Here is a 19175-nt window from a genome sequence, read left to right as displayed (position 1 = left end):
GATGGAAAAGACCACGCTCGCATTCGAAATCGGCACCGAAGAGCTTCCCGCATTCGACCTGCACGCCGCCACCGAGCAGCTGCCGCGCCTGGTTTCCGAGGCCCTGGCATCCGCCCGCGTTCCTTTCGACGAGGTCAAGGCGTACTCCACGCCCCGTCGTCTGATCGCGATCGTCGAGGGCGTGCCTGAGCGCACCGAGGCCACCGTCGAGCAGTTCCGCGGCCCGGCCGCCAAGATCGCGTTCGACGCCGAGGGCAATCCCACCAAGGCCGCTGCCGGCTTCGCGCGCGGCAAGGGCGTCGACGTGTCCGCGCTCGAGCGCCGCGACGAGGGCGGCGTCGAATACGTCTACGCGGTAAAAGAGACTCCCGCCGCCGACGTGGCCGCGCTGCTGCCCGAGGTTCTCGAGGGCGTCATCGCATCCATCTCCTGGCCCAAGTCGTGCCGTTGGGGCACCACGAGCCAGTACTTCTCGCGCCCGGTGCGCTGGATCGTGGCCATGCTGGGCGAAGTGGTCGTCCCGGTTCGCTTCGCGGGCCTTGAGGCCGGCAACGAGACGCGCGGCCATCGCTTCCTGGCTCCCGGCCCGCACGCCGTGGCCCACGCCGACCAGCTGATCGACACGCTGCGCAACGCCTATGTCGTCGTGACCGAGCAGGAGCGCGAAGAGTCCATCCGCGCCCAGGTAGCCGAAGCCGAGAAGGCATGCGGCCTGGTGGCCGAGCTGCCCGCGAAGACCCTCGCCGAGGTCGTGAACCTCTCCGAGTATCCCACGGTCATGGTGGGCGAGTTCGACGAGCTGTTCCTGGCCGTGCCCAAGGAAATCATCGTCGACGCTATGCTCGTGCATCAGCGCTACTTCCCGCTGTTCAACGCCGACGGCTCGCTTGCGAACAAGTTCCTGATCACGTCGAACGGCAATCCCGAGTTCGAGGCCAACATCGTCGACGGCAACCAGCGCGTCGTTGCGGCTCGTCTCTACGACGCCAAGTTCTTCTACGACGAAGACCTCAAGGCTCCGCTGGAGTCTTACGTCGAGCATCTCGACGAGGTGGTCTTCCAGGAGAAGCTCGGCACCACGCTCGCCAAGACCAAGCGCATCGTCAAGCTGGTCGAGCACCTGTGCGCCGCCGCAGGCCTCGAAGGCCAGGAGAAGGCAGACGCTCTGCGCGCCGCCTACCTGTGCAAGGCCGACCTGGTGACGGGCGCGGTCGTCGAGTTCACGAGCGTCCAGGGCATCATGGGCTCCTACTACGCCAAGGCCGCGGGCGAGACCGACGTGGTGGCAGGCGCCATCGCCGACCACTACCGTCCGCGCTTCTCGGGCGACGCCACCCCGGCGACCCGCGTGGGCAAGGCCGTGGCCTTCGCCGACAAGCTCGACACGATCTGCGGCCTGTTCGCCGTGGACCAGGCTCCGACCGGCTCTTCCGACCCGTTCGCCCTGCGCCGCAGCGCGCTGGGCATCGTGGCCATGCTGACCGGCGATGAGGCGCTCCAGGTCGAGCTCGTTCCCGCGATCGACGCATCGCTCGCCGCATATGCCGCCGACGGCATCGAATTCGACGCCGCGGCCGTGCGCGAGCAGGTCATCGAGTTCTTCATCACGCGCACGAAGGTCATGGTGCGCGACGGCGGCAGCAGCGCCGACGCCATCGACGCCGTGCTCGCCGCAGGCGTGCGCGAGCCGCTCGAGTTCGTCAATCGCGTCCATGCCCTCGAGCATGCCCGCCAGGAGGCCCCCGAGACCTTCGCCGACCTCGCCATCGCCTACGCCCGCGCCAACAACCTGCGCGACGCCGCCCTGGGCTGCGATTACGACGAATCGCTGCTTTCCGAGGTGGAACATGCGCTGGCCTGCGCGGTCGTTCAAGCCGAAGGCCGCGTCGCCTGTGCCCTCGATGCCGACGATTACCCCGAGGCACTCGCCGAGCTGGCCGCCCTGCGCAAGCCGGTCGACCTGTTCTTCGAGAAGGTCATGGTCATGGACGAGGACGCCGCCTTGCGCGAGAATCGTTTGCGTATCCTGAACCGCTTCGTGGACGTGTTCGCCCGCGTGGCCGACTTCGGCCTGCTGGTCAAGTAATCGGCGCCGATAACGAGCGCATCGATTCCGTTTCTATGGATGAACCGGCTTCCCGTTTTTACGGGGGCCGGTTTTTTGTATATTGAGCAGAACTATGGACGGATTCTCGTCCAGGCGGCTTCTGCCGCTTCGCCCAATCGTATCGATGCGTCGGGTTTCGGCGCACGGAAAGGGGAGGGGCCATGTCGGGAGACTTGCGAGAGCATATCTGCATTCACAACGATTCTCCGCTTCCTACCATCTATATCGTCAGCGACTCTCTCGGAGCCACCGCGCATACGCTCGCGCGCGCGGCGGCAGGGCAGTTCGGCGTTCCCGAGCCTTACATCGAGATTCTGCCGAAAGCCCGCAGTTTCGAGGAAATCGCGAACTTTTTGACGTCTCATCAGCAGCTTTACCGCGATGCCGGCCTCAAGGACGACATGGTGGTCTTTTTCACGCTGGTCGATCCCATGATGCGCTCGAAGCTGCGCGCGTTCTGCAAAGAGGCGGGCTTGCACGGCGTCGACATCATGAGCACGCCGATCCATGCCCTGGCCGACGCGTCGGGCCTTTCGCCGCGCAACAACCCGGGGCTGCTTCGTACCACCGACGCGCACTATTTCCGTCGCATCGCGGCCATGGAGTTCACGGTCGAGCACGACGACGGCCGCAACCCGCAAGACCTCGCCGAGGCCGATATCGTGCTTTTGGGCGTGTCGCGCTCTTCGAAGACGCCTATCTCTATATATATGGGCATGGAGGGCTACAAGGTGGCCAACGTTCCGCTGGCGTTGGGCGTCGAGCCGCCGAAGGAAATCTACGACTGCGACCCGTCGAGGGTTTTCGGCCTGATGACCACGCCCGACGTATTGGTGGGCATCCGCACGCGCAGGCTCGGGGGAGCGGGACGCGGCGCGGCCGCCGTGGCGGCGAGCTATGCCGAGCCCGAGATGGTCTATCAGGACCTCGAAGAGGCCCGCGCGCTCATGCGCAAGCTGGGCTGCATCGTGATCAGAACGGACAATAAAGCCGTGGAAGAAACCGCTCAGGAGATTTTACGCTACTATGAGCTGGCTCATCCGTTCCAAAAGACCATATTTGAGTAATATTGCTCTTTGTGCAGTAGAGTATCTATCACGAAGGAGAATACAGTGACTGCTGACGTCAAGCGTGTCTACGCGTTCGGTAAGGACGCCGAGGGCAACAACGTTACCGAGGGCAACAAGGATATGAAGTACATCCTCGGCGGCAAGGGCGCGAACCTCGCCGAGATGGCCGTGATCGGCCTTCCTGTGCCTCCGGGATTCACCATCACCTGTCAGACCTGTATGGAATACGCCAACGCCGACAACACCTGGCCCGAGGGCGCGCTCGACGAAATCGAGCAGTACCGTCTCGATCTGGAGCGTCGCATCGGCAAGAAGATCGGCGACTCCGAAGATCCCCTGCTCGTTTCCGTGCGTTCCGGCGCTCCCATGTCCATGCCGGGCATGATGGACACGGTTCTCAACCTGGGTCTGAACGACCAGTCCATCAACGGCCTGATCAAGCACACCGAGAACCCCCGTTTCTCCTGGGACAGCTATCGCCGTTTCATCCAGATGTTCTCCAACGTCGTCATGGGCCTCGACGGCGACCTGTTCGAGAACGCCATCAACGCTAAGAAGATCGTCCGCGGCGTGAAAAGCGACGCCGACCTCACCGCCGAAGACCTGCAGGAACTCGTCGAGGAGTTCAAGAACATCTTCTCCGAGAACGTTTCCGCCGAGGAATACCCCGCGCTCGTCGTGGACGGCCGCGTGACCTTCCCTCAAGATCCCGACACCCAGCTCAGGCTTGCCATCGAGGCCGTGTTCGGCAGCTGGAACAACCCGCGTGCGACCCTCTATCGCAAGCAGAACAAGATCGCCGACGACCTGGGCACCGCCGTCAACGTGCAGACCATGGTGTTCGGCAACAAGGGCGAAACCTCCGCTACCGGCGTCGCGTTCACGCGCAACCCCGCCAACGGCGAGAAGGAATTCTACGGCGACTACCTGGTCAACGCCCAGGGTGAAGACGTCGTCGCAGGCATCCGCAACACGAGCCCCATCGCCGAGCTGAAGCATGTCGAAGGCCTGCAGGAGGCCGGCGCCGAGCTCGAAGAGGTGTTCGTCACCCTGGAGAACCACTATCGCGACATGTGCGACATCGAGTTCACCATCGAGCAGGGCAAGCTGTGGATGCTGCAGACCCGTGTGGGCAAGCGCACCGCCGCCGCCGCGCTGCACATCGCCATCGAAATGGTGAAGGAAGGCCTGATCACCAAGGAAGAGGCCGTCTGCCGCGTCGATCCCGAGCAGCTCGACCAGCTCCTGCACCCGCAGTTCGACAAGTCCGCCGAGTACGACGTGCTCGCGCGCGGCCTGAACGCCAGCCCGGGCGCTGCCGTGGGCGAGGCCGTGTTCTCCGCCGCCGACGCCGTGGCCGCCGAGGCCGAGGGCCGCAAGTGCGTGCTCGTCCGCTGGGAGACCAACCCCGACGACCTGGCCGGCATGATCGCCGCCGAAGGCATCCTGACCTCCCATGGCGGCAAGACCAGCCATGCGGCCGTCATCGCCCGCGGCATGGGCGCCCCGTGCGTGTGCGGCGTCGAAGCCCTCAAGATCGATGCCGAGAAGAAAGAGGCCGTCGTGGCCGGCACCGACGTGGTCATCCGCGAAGGCGACATGATTTCGATCGACGGCACCACGGGCATCGTGGTCCTGGGCGCGGTCGAGCTGGTCATGCCCGAGCTTTCCGGCGACCTCGACGTCATCCTCGAGTGGGCCGACGAGTTCCGCCGCCTGGGCGTTCGCGCCAATGCCGACAACCCGGCCGACGCGGAGCTTTCCCGCTCCTTCGGCGCCGAGGGCATCGGCCTCGACCGTACCGAGCACATGTTCCTGGGCGATCGCAAGCAGATCATCCAGACCTTCATCCTCAACGAGGACGAGGCCGTGCGCGAAGCCGCTGTCAACGACCTGTTCGAGGCTCAGACGGGCGACTTCTACGGCATGTTCAAGGCCATGGACGGCCTGCCGGTCATCGTGCGCCTGCTCGATCCGCCGCTGCATGAGTTCCTCGAGAGCCCCCGCGCCCTCGATGTCGAAATCGCCAAGCTCGAGGCCGCCGGCGGCGACGCCGAGGTCATCGCCGCGAAGCGCAAGCTCATGGAGCAGATCGACGGAATGAGCGAGGCCAACCCCATGCTCGGTCTGCGCGGCTGCCGCCTGGGCATCGTGTACCCGATCCTTCCGGTCATGCAGGTGCGCGCCATCGCCACGGCTACCGCCCAGCTGAAGAAGGAAGGCCTCGATCCCAAGCCCGAGGTCATGATTCCGCTGGTCTCCACCGTCAAAGAGCTCGAGAAGCTGCGCAAGGTGGCCGTCGACACCATCGCCGAGGTCGCTGCCGAGGCGGGCGTCGAGCTGGACATCCCCGTGGGCACCATGATCGAGCTTCCGCGCGCTGCCGTCACCGCTGACGAAATCGCCACCCAGGCCGACTTCTTCAGCTTCGGCACCAACGACCTCACCCAGACCACGTTCGGCTTCAGCCGCGACGACGTCGAGGCCGAGTTCGTGCCGCAGTACCTGGCCGAGAAGCTTCTGCCGTACAACCCCTTCGCCACCATCGACCCGGGCGTTGCCAAGCTGGTCAAGATGGGCGTCGAGCTGGGTCGCGAGGGCAATCCCGACCTCGTGTGCGGTGTCTGCGGCGAGCACGGCGGCGATCCCGACTCCGTGAAGACCTTCCATAAGATCGGTCTGGACTACGTGTCCTGCAGCCCGTATCGCGTGCCGCTGGCCCGCCTTGCCGCTGCCCAGGCCGCCCTGGAAGAGAAATAGCCCGCATCTCTCGAAGAGATAACGCGCTTTCTTGAAACGGTCCGTCTCGTACGAGGCGGACCGTTTTTTCGTCGGTCGAAAGCCGGCTGACGAAAGCGTCGGGTCGGGCGGGCGGCGCGGCGCCCCGTCTTCTTCGCGATATGCCCCGCTCGCTTCGCGCGTGCGGCCGCGCGGCTCTGAAAGCTGCTACACTGCGCGCAAAGCGAGAGAAGGGGTATGCCATGCGGATCGTGAAGCGTGAAGACCGACAGGCGCAGGAGCATGCCGCGTTGTCGGGCGATGCGGCGTTTTCCGACGAGACGGAGGGCCGTGCGTTTTCGGCCGAGCCCGATTTCCTGAGAACCGAATACCAGCGCGACCGCGACAAGATCGTGCATGCGAAAAGCTTCCGGCGCCTTTCCCATAAAACCCAGGTGTTCCTGGCGGCCGAAGGCGATCATTTCCGCACCAGGCTGACGCATACGCTGGAGGTGGCGCAGATCGCGCGCACCATCGCGCGGGCGCTCGGCTTGAACGAGGATCTGGCCGAAGCCATCGCGCTCGGCCACGACTTGGGCCATACGCCCTTCGGCCACATGGGCGAGGCGGCGTTGGCGTCGAGTATCGCGCGCTGCTTGGGAATCGATGCGGCCGACACGCGCGTCGAGGGTCTGTATCGCCACAACGAGCAGAGCCTGCGCGTGGTGGAAGTAATCGAAAACGCAGGTCGAGGTCTTAATCTGACGTACGAGGTGCGCGACGGCATCGTCCATCACACAGGCCCCGTGCGTCCCGAAACCATGGAGGGGCGCATCGTGGCGACGGCCGACCGCATCGCGTACGTGAACCACGATATCGACGATGCGATCAGGGCGGGGCTTCTGCGCGAGGACGATCTGCCCGAAAGCACCGCCAAGGTGCTCGGAGCCGACCATTCGTCTCGCATCGAGACGCTCGTGACCGACATGGTGTCCACGAGCGCGCGCACGGGCGACATCGCGCTTTCGGATACCGCGTGGAACGCGATGGGCGAGCTGCGGTCGTTCTTGTTCGCGGCGGTCTATCAGAGCGAACCCGTGATGCGCGAGGCGCGCAAGGCGCAAAGCCTCATCGCCGCGCTGTTCGACCACTTCGTGGCGAACCCCGACGCCGTTCCGGGGGAGTATCGTGCCATTTCCGACGGCGACCCGGTGCGCGCCGCCACCGACTACATCGCCGGCATGACCGACCGCTACGCCGTGCGCACCTACGAGGAATTGTTCGTGCCGCGCCCGATGCGCTGATCGCGCGCCGCTCCATATGCTTTTCAAGCGTCGGCTTCGGCCGGCGCTTTTGTTTGCTCCCGTTCGTGCGGCTTGCGTGAAAGGGCGGGGCCGTTCGGCGTCGTCCGACGCGCTCTTCGCGTGGTCGGGTGCGTCCGTCGGGCGTTTCGCCTTGTTTGCCCAGCGGCGCAGGGCCGTTCGGGTCCGCTTCGGCGGCGGGTGCAGGCCCGCTTCGCCTGCGGGATGCGGCTCGTCGGCGCCGGCGGGGTTTGCGGCTTGCGCGGCCGCCCGTTCGCGCGACAACGCCTGGGCTGCGTGTCGGGAGGGTGTCGGCTCGGCGCGCGGGAGCCATTCACCCGGCGCGGCGGGTACAATAAATCGGATTGCGCCGCGTCCGTCGCCGTTATGCAGGGATCGGCGGGCGCGGCGGGAAATGCGGATGAAGGAGGGGAAGAGTCGGTCGTGGCTGAGAAGACGAAGACGAAAAAAGAGGTGAAATTCCGTCACGGAATGCTCGCCTTCGGCTTGCTGGCGGCGGTCATGTTCGGATGCGTGGTGGGACTGGGCTCCGAGCCCCAGATCCCCATGGTGGCGGGATGCGCCATCGCGGGAGCGATCGCCATGTATCTGGGCAACAGCTTCGAAGAGGTGCTCGACGGCGCCATGAAAGGCGTGCTTGACGCTATGGAGGCCGTGCTCATTCTGATGTGCATCGGCATGCTGGTGGGCACGTGGATCTTGTCAGGCACGGTGCCTACGCTGATCTATTACGGCCTGAGCGTGATCAGCCCCGAGTTGTTCTTGCCCGTGGCGTTTCTGGGCACGCTGCTCGTGGGCATCGTTTTGGGCTCGTGGGGCGCGGCGGGCACGATCGGCATCGCCTTTATGGGCATCGCGGCGGCGCTCGACATTCCTTTGGGCATGGCGGCGGGCGCCATCGTGGCGGCCGCGTACGTGAGCGAAATCGTGTCGCCTTTGACCGACGGCCCCGTGCTGTGCGCGGCGATTGCCGACGTGAGCGTGTTTTCGCTGTGCAAGAAATTCCTGCCGATCGCGCTCGCGGTATGCGCCGTCAGCGCGGGTCTGTATTTCTTCATCGGCTCCACGTTGGGAACGGGCATGACCGAGGCGGGTGCGGGCCGCGTCGACGAGCTGCTCAGCGCGCTCGAGCAGTCCTACGCCATCGGGCCTGTCACGTTGATTCCCCTGGTGGTGATGGTTATCTGCATCGCGATGCAGGTTCCCGCCATTCCGTCGTTTCTGCTGGGCGTGCTTCTCGCCATCATCGAGGCGGTCGTTTTGCAGGGGGCGGATCTGGGCACGGCCGTGGCGGCCGCGAACACCGGCGTGGTGAGCAACACCGGCTTCGAGGTGCTCGACACGCTGTTTTCCACGGGCGGCATCGAGGAGATGCTTCCCACCATTTCCATCGTGATCTTGGTCATGGCGTATGTGGGCATCCTGCAGCACACGGGGCTCATGCAGTCGCTCATCGAGCCGATCGCGTCCAAGCTCAAAAGCTTCGGCTCGTTGGCCGCCACCACCGGGGCAAGCGGCACGGCGTTCAACGTGCTGCTGCCCGACCAGTATCCCGCGATCGCGCTTTCGTGCAAGATGTACGGCGATTCGTTCAAGAAGCACGGCACGCCCGGCGAGGTGTGGAGCAACATCGTGAACTCGAGCGCGGGCATCACCTCGGTCCTTATTCCGTGGAACACCTGCTCGATCTATATGGTCACCATTCTGGGCGTGACGTGTCTGGAATACGCGCCCTTCGCGTTCTTCTGCTATCTCTATCCGATCACGGTGGCTGTTGTGGCGGTGCTGTTCGGCAAGAAGCTGGGCTGGACCGGCGGCGCGCGCAAGGCCGAGGCGAAGGCCGAAACCGTCGCATAGAGCGCCTACGCCGCGCGGCCGTCCGGGCGTTTCGGCGCATCCGGGCGGTCGCACGGGTCGCACGGCAGCCCGTTGTCGTCGTCGCGCCGACGGGTTGCGCGGGGCCGTCTCGCGCAACCCGTCGGGTCTTCGATGGAATGCTTCGCACGTCGTTCGCGCCGTGCGGCCCGGCCGCGAAAAAGACCGTCCGAACCCGCTTTCGCCCGGCGTGCGGCCGTTTCCGAAGCGCGGACGGACGCCCTATTCCGTCCGCCGCCGCTTTTTCGCTCTGCCGTGAGAAAGCATCTGGTTTTTATGCGCTCTCTCCGTATAATGGTGGGCGTTATGCGCAAAGAAATGCTGAAAGATTCCTTCAAGACGGCCCTGCCCATCATGGCGGGCTATGTCGTGCTGGGCATTCCCTGCGGCATTCTGTGCGCCACCGCCGGCATGGACGTGTGGATGGTCGCGCTCATGTGCGCGCTGTTCTACTCGGGCGCCGGCCAATATATGATTCCCAACATGTACATGGCGGGCAATCCGCTCACCGCGATCATCGCCAGCGTCTCGCTCGTCAACACGCGCCAGATGCTCTACGGCGCGTCGCTTTCGCAATTCTGCGGAGTCTGCCGCAAGCGCCTCGCGTTCTTCTTCGGAGCCACCGTCACCGACGAAAGCTTCGGCGTGAATCTGGCCCGTTTCATCAACGGCGAATGGTCGGTCGGCTCGGCATTGGCGGTGAACCTGTTCTCGCAAAGCGCCTGGCTTCTGTCCAACGTGGCGGGCGCGCTGGTGGGCTCCGCCGTCTCGCTGCCCACGGCTTTGGCCTCCTTCGCCATGACGGCCCTGTTCATCTGCCTGCTGTGCATGCAGAAGATCACGCCCGCCAACGCGGTTGCCGCGGTAAGCGCCATGATCGGCGTGATCGTGTGCAAGTGCATCGGCCTTGCAGGCCCCGCCATTTTGATCGGCGCCCTCGTAGGCGTCGGCGCCGCGCTGGCGTTCAGCCTGAAGACGGGCACGAAGGAAGATTCCGATATCAGGGTGGGGGCGTAGCATGCCGGTTTCCGATTTCCTCATCGTGTTCGGGGTATGCGCCCTGACCATGCTTGCCTGCCGCGTGCTGCCGGTGTTTCTGCTGAAGGGCAAGCAGCTCCCCGAAACCATGGTGCGCGCGCTCAACTTCATCCCGCCCGCGGCATTCGCCGCGCTCGTGGCCAACGATCTGTTCGACCCGGCCAAGATCGCATCGGGCGACGTATGGTCGTGGCTCGCACCGCTGATCGCCGCCGCGGCGGTCGTGGCCGTGGGCGTCAAGACCAAATCTCTGGCGTGGTGCATCCTGGTGGGAGTGTGCTCGCTTGCGGTGCTCACCTACGGCCCGGCGCTTCTTCCTTAGCTTTCGACCGGTTTTCGAAAATGCTTTGACGCTTTAATGCGACAGAGTATAATAGTATTTGACATTCAAAATGAGAATGGTCATGCAATGCGTGCGCGCGTGCATGGCCATTCTTCTGTAAGGGTACGAATACGAAAACGAAAAGAGGGCAGTCATCGTGACCAACGACAACGACTTCTCGCTATCCCGCATTCCCGAAGGCGCGAAGCAGCCGCTGTGGCAGATCCTCATGATCCGCATCGGCGCCATCTGCTGCGTGTCCCAGCTTGTTTTGGGCGCGGCGCTCGGCTACGGCATGACGTTCTGGGGCGCGTTCTGGGCAACCATGCTCGGCTCGGTCTTGCTGCAGATCGTCAGCTGGGCGCTCGGCACCGCCGCCGCGCGCGAAGGCCTCTCCACGAGCCTGCTGTCCCGCTGGGCGGGCTTGGGCAAGATGGGCTCCGCCGTGCTGGGCGGCGTCGTGGCCATTTCCATGGTGGGCTGGTTCGGCGTGCAGAACTCCGTGTTCGCCGAAGGAATGCTCAACATCACCGGCATGCTGAACTTCCCGATCTGGGCGCTGATCACGGGCCTCGGCATCACGCTGCTCGTCGTGGCGGGCATCAAGTGGATCGCCCGTTTCGCGGCCGTGTTCGTTCCGCTGTTCATCGTCGCGGTCATCGCGTCTGCGGCCATCGTGCTTCAGGACCACAGCCTCATGGAGTTCCTGAACTCCCCGCATCCCGGCCCCGCGCTGTCCTTCGGCGCCGCCACCACCATGGTCGCCGGCGGCTTCATCGCAGGCGCCATCTGCACGCCTGACTATGCCCGTTACCTGAAGAACGGCACCCAGGTGTTCTGGATGACGCTCATCGGCACCTTCCTGGGCGAGCTCGGCATGAACCTCATCGCCGTCATCCTGGCCCACGCCACCGGCACCAACAACGTGACCGACATCATGATGGCCACCTCCGGCGTGCTGGGCGTGATCATCGTCGTGGCGTCCACCGTCAAGCTCAACGACATCAACCTGTACTCGTCGGGCCTCGGTATGGCCACCATGATCAACGCGCTGTTCAACGTGAAAGTGAACCGCTCCATCATGACCTGGGTCCTCGGTATCGTGGGTACCGTGCTCTCCATGATCGGCATCATCAACTACTTCACCGACTTCCTCACGCTGCTCGGCGTGGCCATTCCGCCCGTCGCCGGCATCATGGTGGTCGATTACTACCTGCTCAAGCGTAACAGGGCCGATCTTGAGAAGACGCGCGCCGAAGGCCAGCTTCCCAAGACCGTGGAGAAGTGGAACCCCGTCACTATCGCCGTTTGGGTCGCGGCCTTCGCCGTCGGCGAGGCGAGCAGCATCTTCTCGATCGGCATTCCCGGCCTGAACTCGCTGATCTTCGCAGGCGTGGTGTATTGGATCGCCATGAAAGCCTATGCTTCCGTGAAGAAGGTCGACGTGGTGAAGTTCCAGGAAACCGACCAGGTTCTGTAGCGAGTTTCGGCGCTTCCGCCAATCGCGCGAAACGGACGTCCGGGCATTTCCGGCTTCGTTTCGCGGCGTGCGACGGCTCGTCCTCGCATCATGTGCAAGCCCGCTTTTCTCGTCGAGGAAGGCGGGCTTTTTCGTGGGGCGGGGTATACTGCTGAGGATTCTTGCGAGGAAAGGAAGGCATCTTCTATGGCCAAACGCGTTCTTCTTGCCGTATCCGGCGGCATTGCCGCCTACAAGGCCTGCGATATCGTGAGCAGGCTCAATAAGCTGGGAGTGGAAGTGCAGGTCATCATGACCGAGAACGCCACGAAGTTCGTCACCCCGCTGACGTTCGAGGCGCTTTCGGGCCGCATGGTGTATACCGATACGTTCGATTACAGCTACGACGCGTCGATCAAGCATATCACGCTGGCGCAGGAGGCCGACCTCATGTGCGTCGCGCCCGCCACGGCCAACATCATCGCCAAGATCGCGCACGGCATCGCCGACGACATGGTGTCCTCCACGTTTCTGGCCGCCACGTGCCCGGTGATCGTGTGCCCGGCCATGAACACCCATATGTACGAGAACCCGTCCACGCAGGCCAACCTGCGCACGCTCGAAGAGCGCGGCATTTCGCTGGTGGGCCCGGGCGTTGGCAAGCTCGCATGCGGCGACGTGGCCCGCGGCACGCTGTCGCCGGTCGATGAAATCGTCGACGCGATCGCGAAGGCGCTCGGCCCGCAGGCGTAGGTTTTCGAGCCCGCGCTGTTCAATCGGTTATGAGAAGGGGCCCCGCGGGGCCCCTTCGCTATGCGTGCTTGCCGCAGGTGGGGCACAGGTCGGCCAAGGGGCAGCGGTCGCACTTCGGGTTGCGGGCGCTGCAGGTGTCGCGGCCGAAGTGCACCCACTGATGGTTGATGAACAGCCAATCGCTTTGCGGGTAGATCTTCAGCAGCTTGCCTTCGGTCTTCTGCGGCGTGTCGTCGTTGCGCGTGGCGAAGCCCAGGCGGTGCGCGATGCGGAAGACGTGCGTGTCCACCGCGATGCCCTGCGGGTTGCGAAACGCCTGGCACATCACCACGTTGGCGGTCTTGCGCCCGACGCCCGGCAGCGTCTGCAGCGCGTCGATATCGTTGGGGATCTCGCCCCCGAAATCGGTCAGCACGGTTTGCGCGCAGGCCACGATGTTTTTGGCCTTCGAGCGGAAGAAGCCCAAAGGATGGATGATCGCCTCGATATCGGCGACCTTCGCGTGCGCCATGGCCTCGGGCGTGCCGAAGCGGGCGAACAGCTCGGGCGTCACCTTGTTCACGGCGGCGTCGGTGCACTGCGCCGACAAGATCACGGCGATGGTCAGGGTGAAAGGATCGCTATGGTCGAGCGAGCACTCGCCCTCGCCGTAGCGTTCGAAAAGGCGCCGCTCTATCTCGGCGGCGCGCTCGCGTTTCTGCGTGAGGTTTTCGCGCGGCATGGCATGCTCCTTATGTGTCGAGCCGGAAAGATTCGTTCGTCGTGCATTGTAGGGCATCGCCGTGCGCGGCGCCCGCTTTGCGCGGTTCGGCGCGCCGGGGTATCATCGCGAAAACCGATTCGACCGAAAGGGGCCGATTATGGAAAAGCCCAGGCCGCGCTTCGCGGCTGCGACGGCATCCGTCCTGCTGGCGGCATCGCTTGCGGGCGGCATGCTTGCCGGATGCGCCGACGATTCCGCCGCGATGAAGGCGCAGGGGGTGCGCGTGCTGGCCGAGCCCGCCGTCGTCGAGCATGGCGAAGGCGAAGAGCTCGACAGGGCGTCGGCCCCTGTGGTCGGCGAGGCCGTGGTGGCATCGCTCGAGGCCTTCACGACGCATACTGCCTCGGGCGTTTTGGAAAACCGCGCAGCGGGAGAAAACGCCGTCTATGCGCCGCTGAGCCTGTATTACGCGCTTTCGCTCGCCGCCGCGGGCGCCGCGGGCGACACGCGCGCCGAGCTCTACGACTTCCTGCGCACGGACGATTCCGACGCCGCCCGCGCTGCTTGCCGCGACTTGGCCCTGGCCCTGCAGGCCAACCCGATGTGCGAGATGAGCATGGCGAACTCCGTGTGGACCGCCGCCGACGTGCCGTTCGAGAAGGCGTATCTGGACGTGGCGCGCGACGACCTTCTGGCCTCGGCCTACGAGGCCGATTTCGGCACGAAGGAAGTGGACGCGGCCATTTCGTCGTGGATTGCCGACAAGACGGGCGGCCTGCTGGCGCCCCAGGTGCAGACCGACGCCGATTGGCTCGCCGCGCTGGTGAGCGCCATGCGCTTCAAGGGGTCGTGGGCGAGCGCCTTCGATGCCGAGCAGACGGCCGAAGACGTCTTTCACGCGGCGGCGGGCCAGACGAAGGCCCGCTTCATGGAGCGCACCGCCGAAGGCTCCTATCTCGACGGCGAAGGGTTCACGCGCGCGAGCCTGTATTTCAACGGCGGCGCGCGGATGCTGTTCGTGCTGCCCGACGAGGGCGCGTCGCCCTCCGATATCCTGGCCGACGAGGCGTTGGCCGCATCGGCGCTGTTCGACGCCGATAACGCCGACGCCGAGATAACCTATCGCATTCCGCAGTTCTCCTTCGACGCCGAGCTCCAGCTTATCGACGCGCTGCGTTCCATGGGCCTCGAGCTGCCGTTTTCCGACCGCGCCGATTTTTCCGCCATGACATCCGTGCCGGCGTATCTGTCGAGCATCCGCCACGGCGCCTGCGTGTCGATCGACGAAGAGGGCGCCGAGGCGGCCGCCTACACCATGGCGGGCGTTTCCGCCATGTCGATGCCCATGCCGCCCGACGCGCATCTCGATTTCGTGTGCGACAGGCCGTTTTTGTTCGCGATCGTCTCTCCCGAAGGCGCGCCGCTGTTCGTCGGCGTGGTGGAAGACCCTGCCGTGTAAGCGCTTCGGTCGCGCCGGCCGCTCCGGGGGGGGCGGCTTCGATCCTGCATCGGCCGTTCCGGGCGCCTCGGCTTCGCGGCCTCGCGCCGCCCGGCTCCGCTTGATGCGGAGGCTTTCTTCGCATGCGCGCGCATGCCGTTATTTACGAACAATCGTTTGCTATAATCGAACGAGTCATCATCCGATCCATCGAACAAGGCCGCTTGCGGCCTTGTCGTGTTTGCGCTTACGGTGCTTTCCGCGCCGCGCCCGAAAAGGAGTCTTATGCTGATCGACGCGCTTGCTGCAGCCATTGAGGAAAACGGGGCCCTCGCCGAGGTGTACGCCAAGCTCGATGCGGGCCAAGACGCCGCGTTGGCCGTGGCCGCTTCGGCGCGTCCGTTCGTCGTGGCGGCGCGTTTCGCGGCCAAGCCCCAGCCCATGCTGGTGGTGCTGCCGGGCGAAGACGCGGTGGAGGGCTTCGCGCGCAGCGTGGCCGCCTACCTGGGCGACGAACGCGTGGCGGCGTTTCCCGCCCGCGCCGACCACCCCTTCGCGCCCAAGCAGCCTGACGCTCGCTTCATCGCCCGCAGGACAAGCGCCGCCTGGGCCGTGCAGTCGGGCGCGCGCAAGGTGGTCGTGGCATCGGCCGCCTCGATCGTGCGCGCGCTGCCGCCGCATGCGGCCCGCGTGTTCGCGCCCATCTCGATCCGCCCCGAGCAGGAGGCCTTCGACGCCGGGACGGGCGAGGCGCTCGATTTCGAATCGATGGCCCAAGGCCTGGTGGCGCGCGGGTTCCAGAACACGGGCGACGCGCTCGAAGGCCCCGGCACCTTCTGCGTGCGCGGCGGCACGCTCGACGTGTTCCCGGGCGATACGCCGTATCCCGTGCGCATCGATTTCTTCGGCGACGAAGTGGACGAAATCAGGCGTATCGTGCCCTCGACGGGTCAGACCATCATGTCGCTTCCTCAGGTGGACGTGTATCCTGTGCGTGAATACCGCCTGAGCAAGAAGGCGCTCGCCCGCGCCGTGCCCGTGGCGGCCAAACGCGCCGAAAGCGACCCCGTCTGGCGCGAGCTTTTCGGCAACCTGCAGGGCGGCTCCGATTTCCCGGGGGCCGACGCGCTGCTTCCGCTGCTGTATGCCAAAACCGAATCGCTGTGCGCGTATGCCGCCGAAGACGCGCTCGTGGTGCTGAGCGAGCCGCGCAGTATCTTCGACGACGCGTCGCGCGCCTACGAAGACGCCTGCGAGCGCGCGAAGGGAAGCCATATCGTGCCGGACGGGCTCTACATCGCGCCCGCCGCGCTCGATTTCGGGTCGGCGCAGCGCTATACGCTTTCGTCGATCATGCAGGTGGGCGGCATGGTGGACGACCAGCTGCCGGTCAAGCGCACCGAGGTGGCGGGCAGCGCCGAAAAGCTCATCGGGCGCCTGCGCTCGCTGGTCGACCAGCGCTACACCGTGGCGTTCAGCGTGCCCGACGTGCGCGCCCGCCGCGATATGAAGCTGCTGCTGGTAGATAACGCGCTGCCCGTGGTGGAAATCCTCGACGAGCCGGCCGAACCGAATGACGATGCGCCTTCCGATGGGCCCCGCCGCGCGCACGGCCGCGCGTCGGTGCGTTCGGGGTCCGACCACGCGGGCTGGCATCGTGACGTGCGCAAGCTCAAGCGCGGCGTGGTGAACGTGGTGGACGTGGACATTCCTCTGGGCATGATCGTGCCCAAGGCCAAGCTCGGCCTGGTGTCGGTGCACGACACGCAGGGACGCACGTCCCAGATCAGGGGCCGCCGCCGCGTGGACATGACCGAGGTCACCTTCCCGTTCGCCCCGGGCGATTACGTGGTGCATGCCGCGCACGGCGTGGCGTTGTTCAAAGACCTCGTGCGCCAAGACGTCGGCGGCATGATGCGCGATTACCTTCTTCTGGAATACGCCGAAGGCGACAAGCTGTTCGTTCCCGTCGAGCAGCTCGACCGCGTGACGCGCTACGTCGGCCCCGAGGGGTCCAGCCCGCGCTGCACGCGCCTGAACACGAGCGACTGGTCGCGCGCGCTGTCGAAGGCCCGCAAGGCCACCAAGCAGCTCGCCTTCGACCTGGTTGATGTCTACACGCGCCGCGCGAGCGTGCAGGGCTTCCGCTATGCGCCCGACACGCCCTGGCAGCGCGAGATGGAAGAGGCGTTTCCCTACGAAGAGACGCCCGACCAGCTGGCGGCGATCGCCGAGGTGAAGGCCGACATGCAATCGTCCAAGCCGATGGACCGCCTGGTCTGCGGCGACGTGGGCTTCGGCAAGACCGAGGTGGCGTTGCGCGCCGCGTTCAAGGCCACGCAGGACAACAAGCAGGTCATGGTGCTGTGCCCGACCACCATTCTGGCGCAGCAGCACTACACCACGTTCAAAGACCGCTTCGACCCCTTCGACGTGAAGGTGGAGGTGCTGTCGCGCTTCCGCAGCCCCGCCGAGCAGAAGCTTGCGCTCAAGGGCTTCGCCGACGGGTCGGTGCAGGTGCTCGTGGGCACGCATCGCCTGCTGTCGCGCGACGTGAACCCGCGCGATCTGGGCCTGGTCATCATCGACGAGGAGCAGCGCTTCGGCGTGGCGCACAAAGAACAGATGAAGAACCTGCGCGAGCAGATCGACGTGCTGACGCTGTCGGCCACGCCCATTCCGCGCACCATGCAGATGGGCCTGTCAGGCGTGCGCGACATGAGCCTGATCCTGACGCCGCCCGACAACCGCCGCCCGGTGGACGTGCATGTGGGCGAGTGGGACGTCGACGTGGTGAGCGACGCCATCAGGCGCGAGCTCAACCGCGGCGGCCAGGTGTATTACGTGAGCAACCGCGTGCGCACGATCGACGAAGCCGTCGAGCGCGTGGGCTCGGCGGCGGCCGAGGCGCGCGTGGGCGTGGCGCACGGCAAGATGAGCAAAGAAGAGCTCGAGCGCGTGATGGAGGATTTCTCCGCCGGCGCGATCGACGTGCTGGTGGCCACTACGATCATCGAAAGCGGCATCGACAACCCGCACACCAACACGCTGATCATCGAAGACTCGCAGCGTCTGGGCCTGGCGCAGATGTATCAGCTCAAGGGGCGCGTGGGCCGCAGCTCGCAGCAGGCCTACGCTTACTTCATGTTCCCCGAAAACATCAGCCTGACCGAAGAGGCCATGGCGCGCCTGGACGCGATCAACGAGCATCGCGACCTGGGAAGCGGCATGCGCGTGGCCATGCGCGACCTTGAAATCCGCGGCGCCGGCAGCCTATTGGGCGCCGAGCAGAGCGGCAACATGAGCGGCGTGGGCTTCGACCTGTTCGCCCAGATGCTCAGCCAGGCGGTTTCCGACGCCCGCGAAGGCAAGCCCGATGCGGGCGAGGGCCTGCCGCCTGCGCTGTCCGACATCACGGTGAACATGCCGGTGCATACGTATATCCCCGAGGAATACGTTCCCGATGCCGACGAGCGCGTGCTGCTGTATCGCAAGCTCGCGTGCGCCGAGGTGCCCGAAACCGTGGACGAGCTGCTCGAACAGACCGAGCAGCGCTACGGCGCCATGCCGCAGGCGTGCAAGAACATGTTCGCGAAATCGCGCCTGCGCGCCTGGGCGTCCGAGCACGGCGTGAAGCTGATCAGCGCGTCGGCGGGCAAGGTGACGATCGAGCCGATCGAGGTGGGCCGCGATGCGCTCACCCCGCTGCGCCGCTACGGCGCCCGCTATGTGGCGCAGACGGCCAAGCTGTCCGTGCCCGTGAAGTATTTCGATCTGGGCGAAGACGACAGCCTGATCGAAGCCGTCGAAGGCTTGCTGCGCGATTTGGCCGAAGGCGCGGCGTCGCGTGCGGGGAAGGCCCGATGAGCGCGCAAAGGCAGTCGCGCGCCGGGACGGCGCGCATGAGCGCCACGACGGGCGGCGGGCGCTCGGCCGCCGCATCGAAGGCGGCCGGGTCGCCCGCGCCGAAGCGGGGCGGAGCGGCTTCGAAGGCTGCGGCCGGCAGGGCGTCATCGGGAAAGGCGTCGCAGGCCGGGTCTTCGTCGGGCAGGGCGTCGTCCGGCAAGGCTTCGCGCGGCAGGGCGGGCGCGTCTGCCAAAGCGCCCGCGACGAAGGCCGCTGCGTCGAAGCTGCGCGCATCCAAGGCCGCGTCTGCGAAGCCGGCTGCTTCGAAAACGACGGGCGCGAAGGCGTCGGCCTCGAAGCCCGCGTCCAAGGCGCCCTCCAAAACGACCGCTTCGTCGGCGCGGCAGACCGCGCGTTCGAAAACGTCCGGCGGCGCAAAGGGCGCTTCGGCCGCCAAAAAGGCGCAGCCGGCCAAGGCGGCGCCTGAGCGAACGCGTTCCTCGGGCGGCTTCGTGCGCCGCGGC

13 protein-coding genes are annotated in these 19175 nt (G+C 65.6%); 12 read left to right on the top strand and 1 reads right to left on the bottom strand.

Annotated elements, in window-relative coordinates; genetic code table 11:
• The first annotated feature begins 1 nt into the window (after nt 1).
• The 9 genes from glyS (at nt 2) to coaBC (ending at nt 12664) form a co-directional block, all read left to right on the top strand.
• Complete coding sequence (glyS, locus tag DMP07_RS02080; RefSeq protein WP_123197480.1) at nt 2-2086, top strand: glycine--tRNA ligase subunit beta; 2085 nt, start codon at nt 2-4, stop codon at nt 2084-2086.
• Between the two features lie 182 nt (nt 2087-2268).
• On the top strand, nt 2269-3174 hold the full coding sequence (locus tag DMP07_RS02075) for a pyruvate, water dikinase regulatory protein (RefSeq protein ID WP_123197479.1): 906 nt from the start codon (nt 2269-2271) through the stop codon (nt 3172-3174).
• A 45-nt stretch (nt 3175-3219) separates the two neighbouring features.
• A complete protein-coding gene (gene ppdK, locus DMP07_RS02070) occupies nt 3220-5937 on the top strand; it encodes a pyruvate, phosphate dikinase (protein ID WP_123197478.1) in 2718 nt (905 codons plus the stop codon).
• A gap of 221 nt (nt 5938-6158) precedes the next feature.
• On the top strand, nt 6159-7199 hold the full coding sequence (locus tag DMP07_RS02065; RefSeq protein WP_123197477.1) for a deoxyguanosinetriphosphate triphosphohydrolase: 1041 nt from the start codon (nt 6159-6161) through the stop codon (nt 7197-7199).
• Between the two features lie 441 nt (nt 7200-7640).
• A complete protein-coding gene (locus DMP07_RS02060; RefSeq protein ID WP_123197476.1) occupies nt 7641-9074 on the top strand; it encodes a Na+/H+ antiporter NhaC family protein in 1434 nt (477 codons plus the stop codon).
• 324 nt (nt 9075-9398) lie between these two features.
• Entirely contained in the window at nt 9399-10109 is a 711-nt protein-coding gene (locus DMP07_RS02055) for an AzlC family ABC transporter permease (protein WP_123197610.1), read from the top strand.
• 1 nt (nt 10110) lies between these two features.
• Nucleotides 10111-10452 carry an AzlD domain-containing protein gene (locus tag DMP07_RS02050; RefSeq protein WP_123197475.1) on the top strand — a complete coding sequence of 114 codons (342 nt, stop codon included), beginning with the start codon at nt 10111-10113 and terminating at the stop codon, nt 10450-10452.
• A 157-nt stretch (nt 10453-10609) separates the two neighbouring features.
• Nucleotides 10610-11932, top strand: a complete 1323-nt coding sequence (locus tag DMP07_RS02045; RefSeq protein ID WP_244594813.1) for a purine-cytosine permease family protein — start codon at nt 10610-10612, stop codon at nt 11930-11932.
• 186 nt (nt 11933-12118) lie between these two features.
• Complete coding sequence (gene coaBC, locus DMP07_RS02040; RefSeq protein ID WP_123197474.1) at nt 12119-12664, top strand: bifunctional phosphopantothenoylcysteine decarboxylase/phosphopantothenate--cysteine ligase CoaBC; 546 nt, start codon at nt 12119-12121, stop codon at nt 12662-12664.
• Between the two features lie 58 nt (nt 12665-12722).
• Here coaBC and nth read toward each other — a convergent pair whose 3' ends face one another.
• Nucleotides 12723-13385, bottom strand: a complete 663-nt coding sequence (gene nth, locus DMP07_RS02035) for an endonuclease III (RefSeq protein ID WP_123197473.1) — start codon at nt 13383-13385, stop codon at nt 12723-12725.
• Nucleotides 13386-13524: 139 nt separating this feature from the next.
• Here nth and DMP07_RS02030 point away from each other — a divergent pair, with 139 nt between their 5' ends.
• The 3 genes from DMP07_RS02030 to DMP07_RS08685 all read left to right on the top strand — a co-directional run bounded on the left by DMP07_RS02030 (nt 13525) and on the right by DMP07_RS08685 (nt 19138).
• On the top strand, nt 13525-14826 hold the full coding sequence (locus DMP07_RS02030; RefSeq protein ID WP_123197472.1) for a serpin family protein: 1302 nt from the start codon (nt 13525-13527) through the stop codon (nt 14824-14826).
• 264 nt (nt 14827-15090) lie between these two features.
• Nucleotides 15091-18672 carry a transcription-repair coupling factor gene (gene mfd, locus DMP07_RS02025; RefSeq protein WP_123197471.1) on the top strand — a complete coding sequence of 1194 codons (3582 nt, stop codon included), beginning with the start codon at nt 15091-15093 and terminating at the stop codon, nt 18670-18672.
• On the top strand, nt 18653-19138 hold the full coding sequence (locus DMP07_RS08685) for a hypothetical protein (RefSeq protein ID WP_148039625.1): 486 nt from the start codon (nt 18653-18655) through the stop codon (nt 19136-19138). The genes mfd and DMP07_RS08685 overlap by 20 nt, the downstream gene beginning before the upstream one ends.
• Nucleotides 19139-19175 lie beyond the last annotated feature (37 nt).

The organism is Slackia faecicanis (genome assembly GCF_003725295.1).
In the GTDB taxonomy this organism is placed as follows: domain Bacteria; phylum Actinomycetota; class Coriobacteriia; order Coriobacteriales; family Eggerthellaceae; genus Slackia; species Slackia faecicanis.
This window is presented reverse-complemented; position numbering and strand designations above follow the sequence as displayed.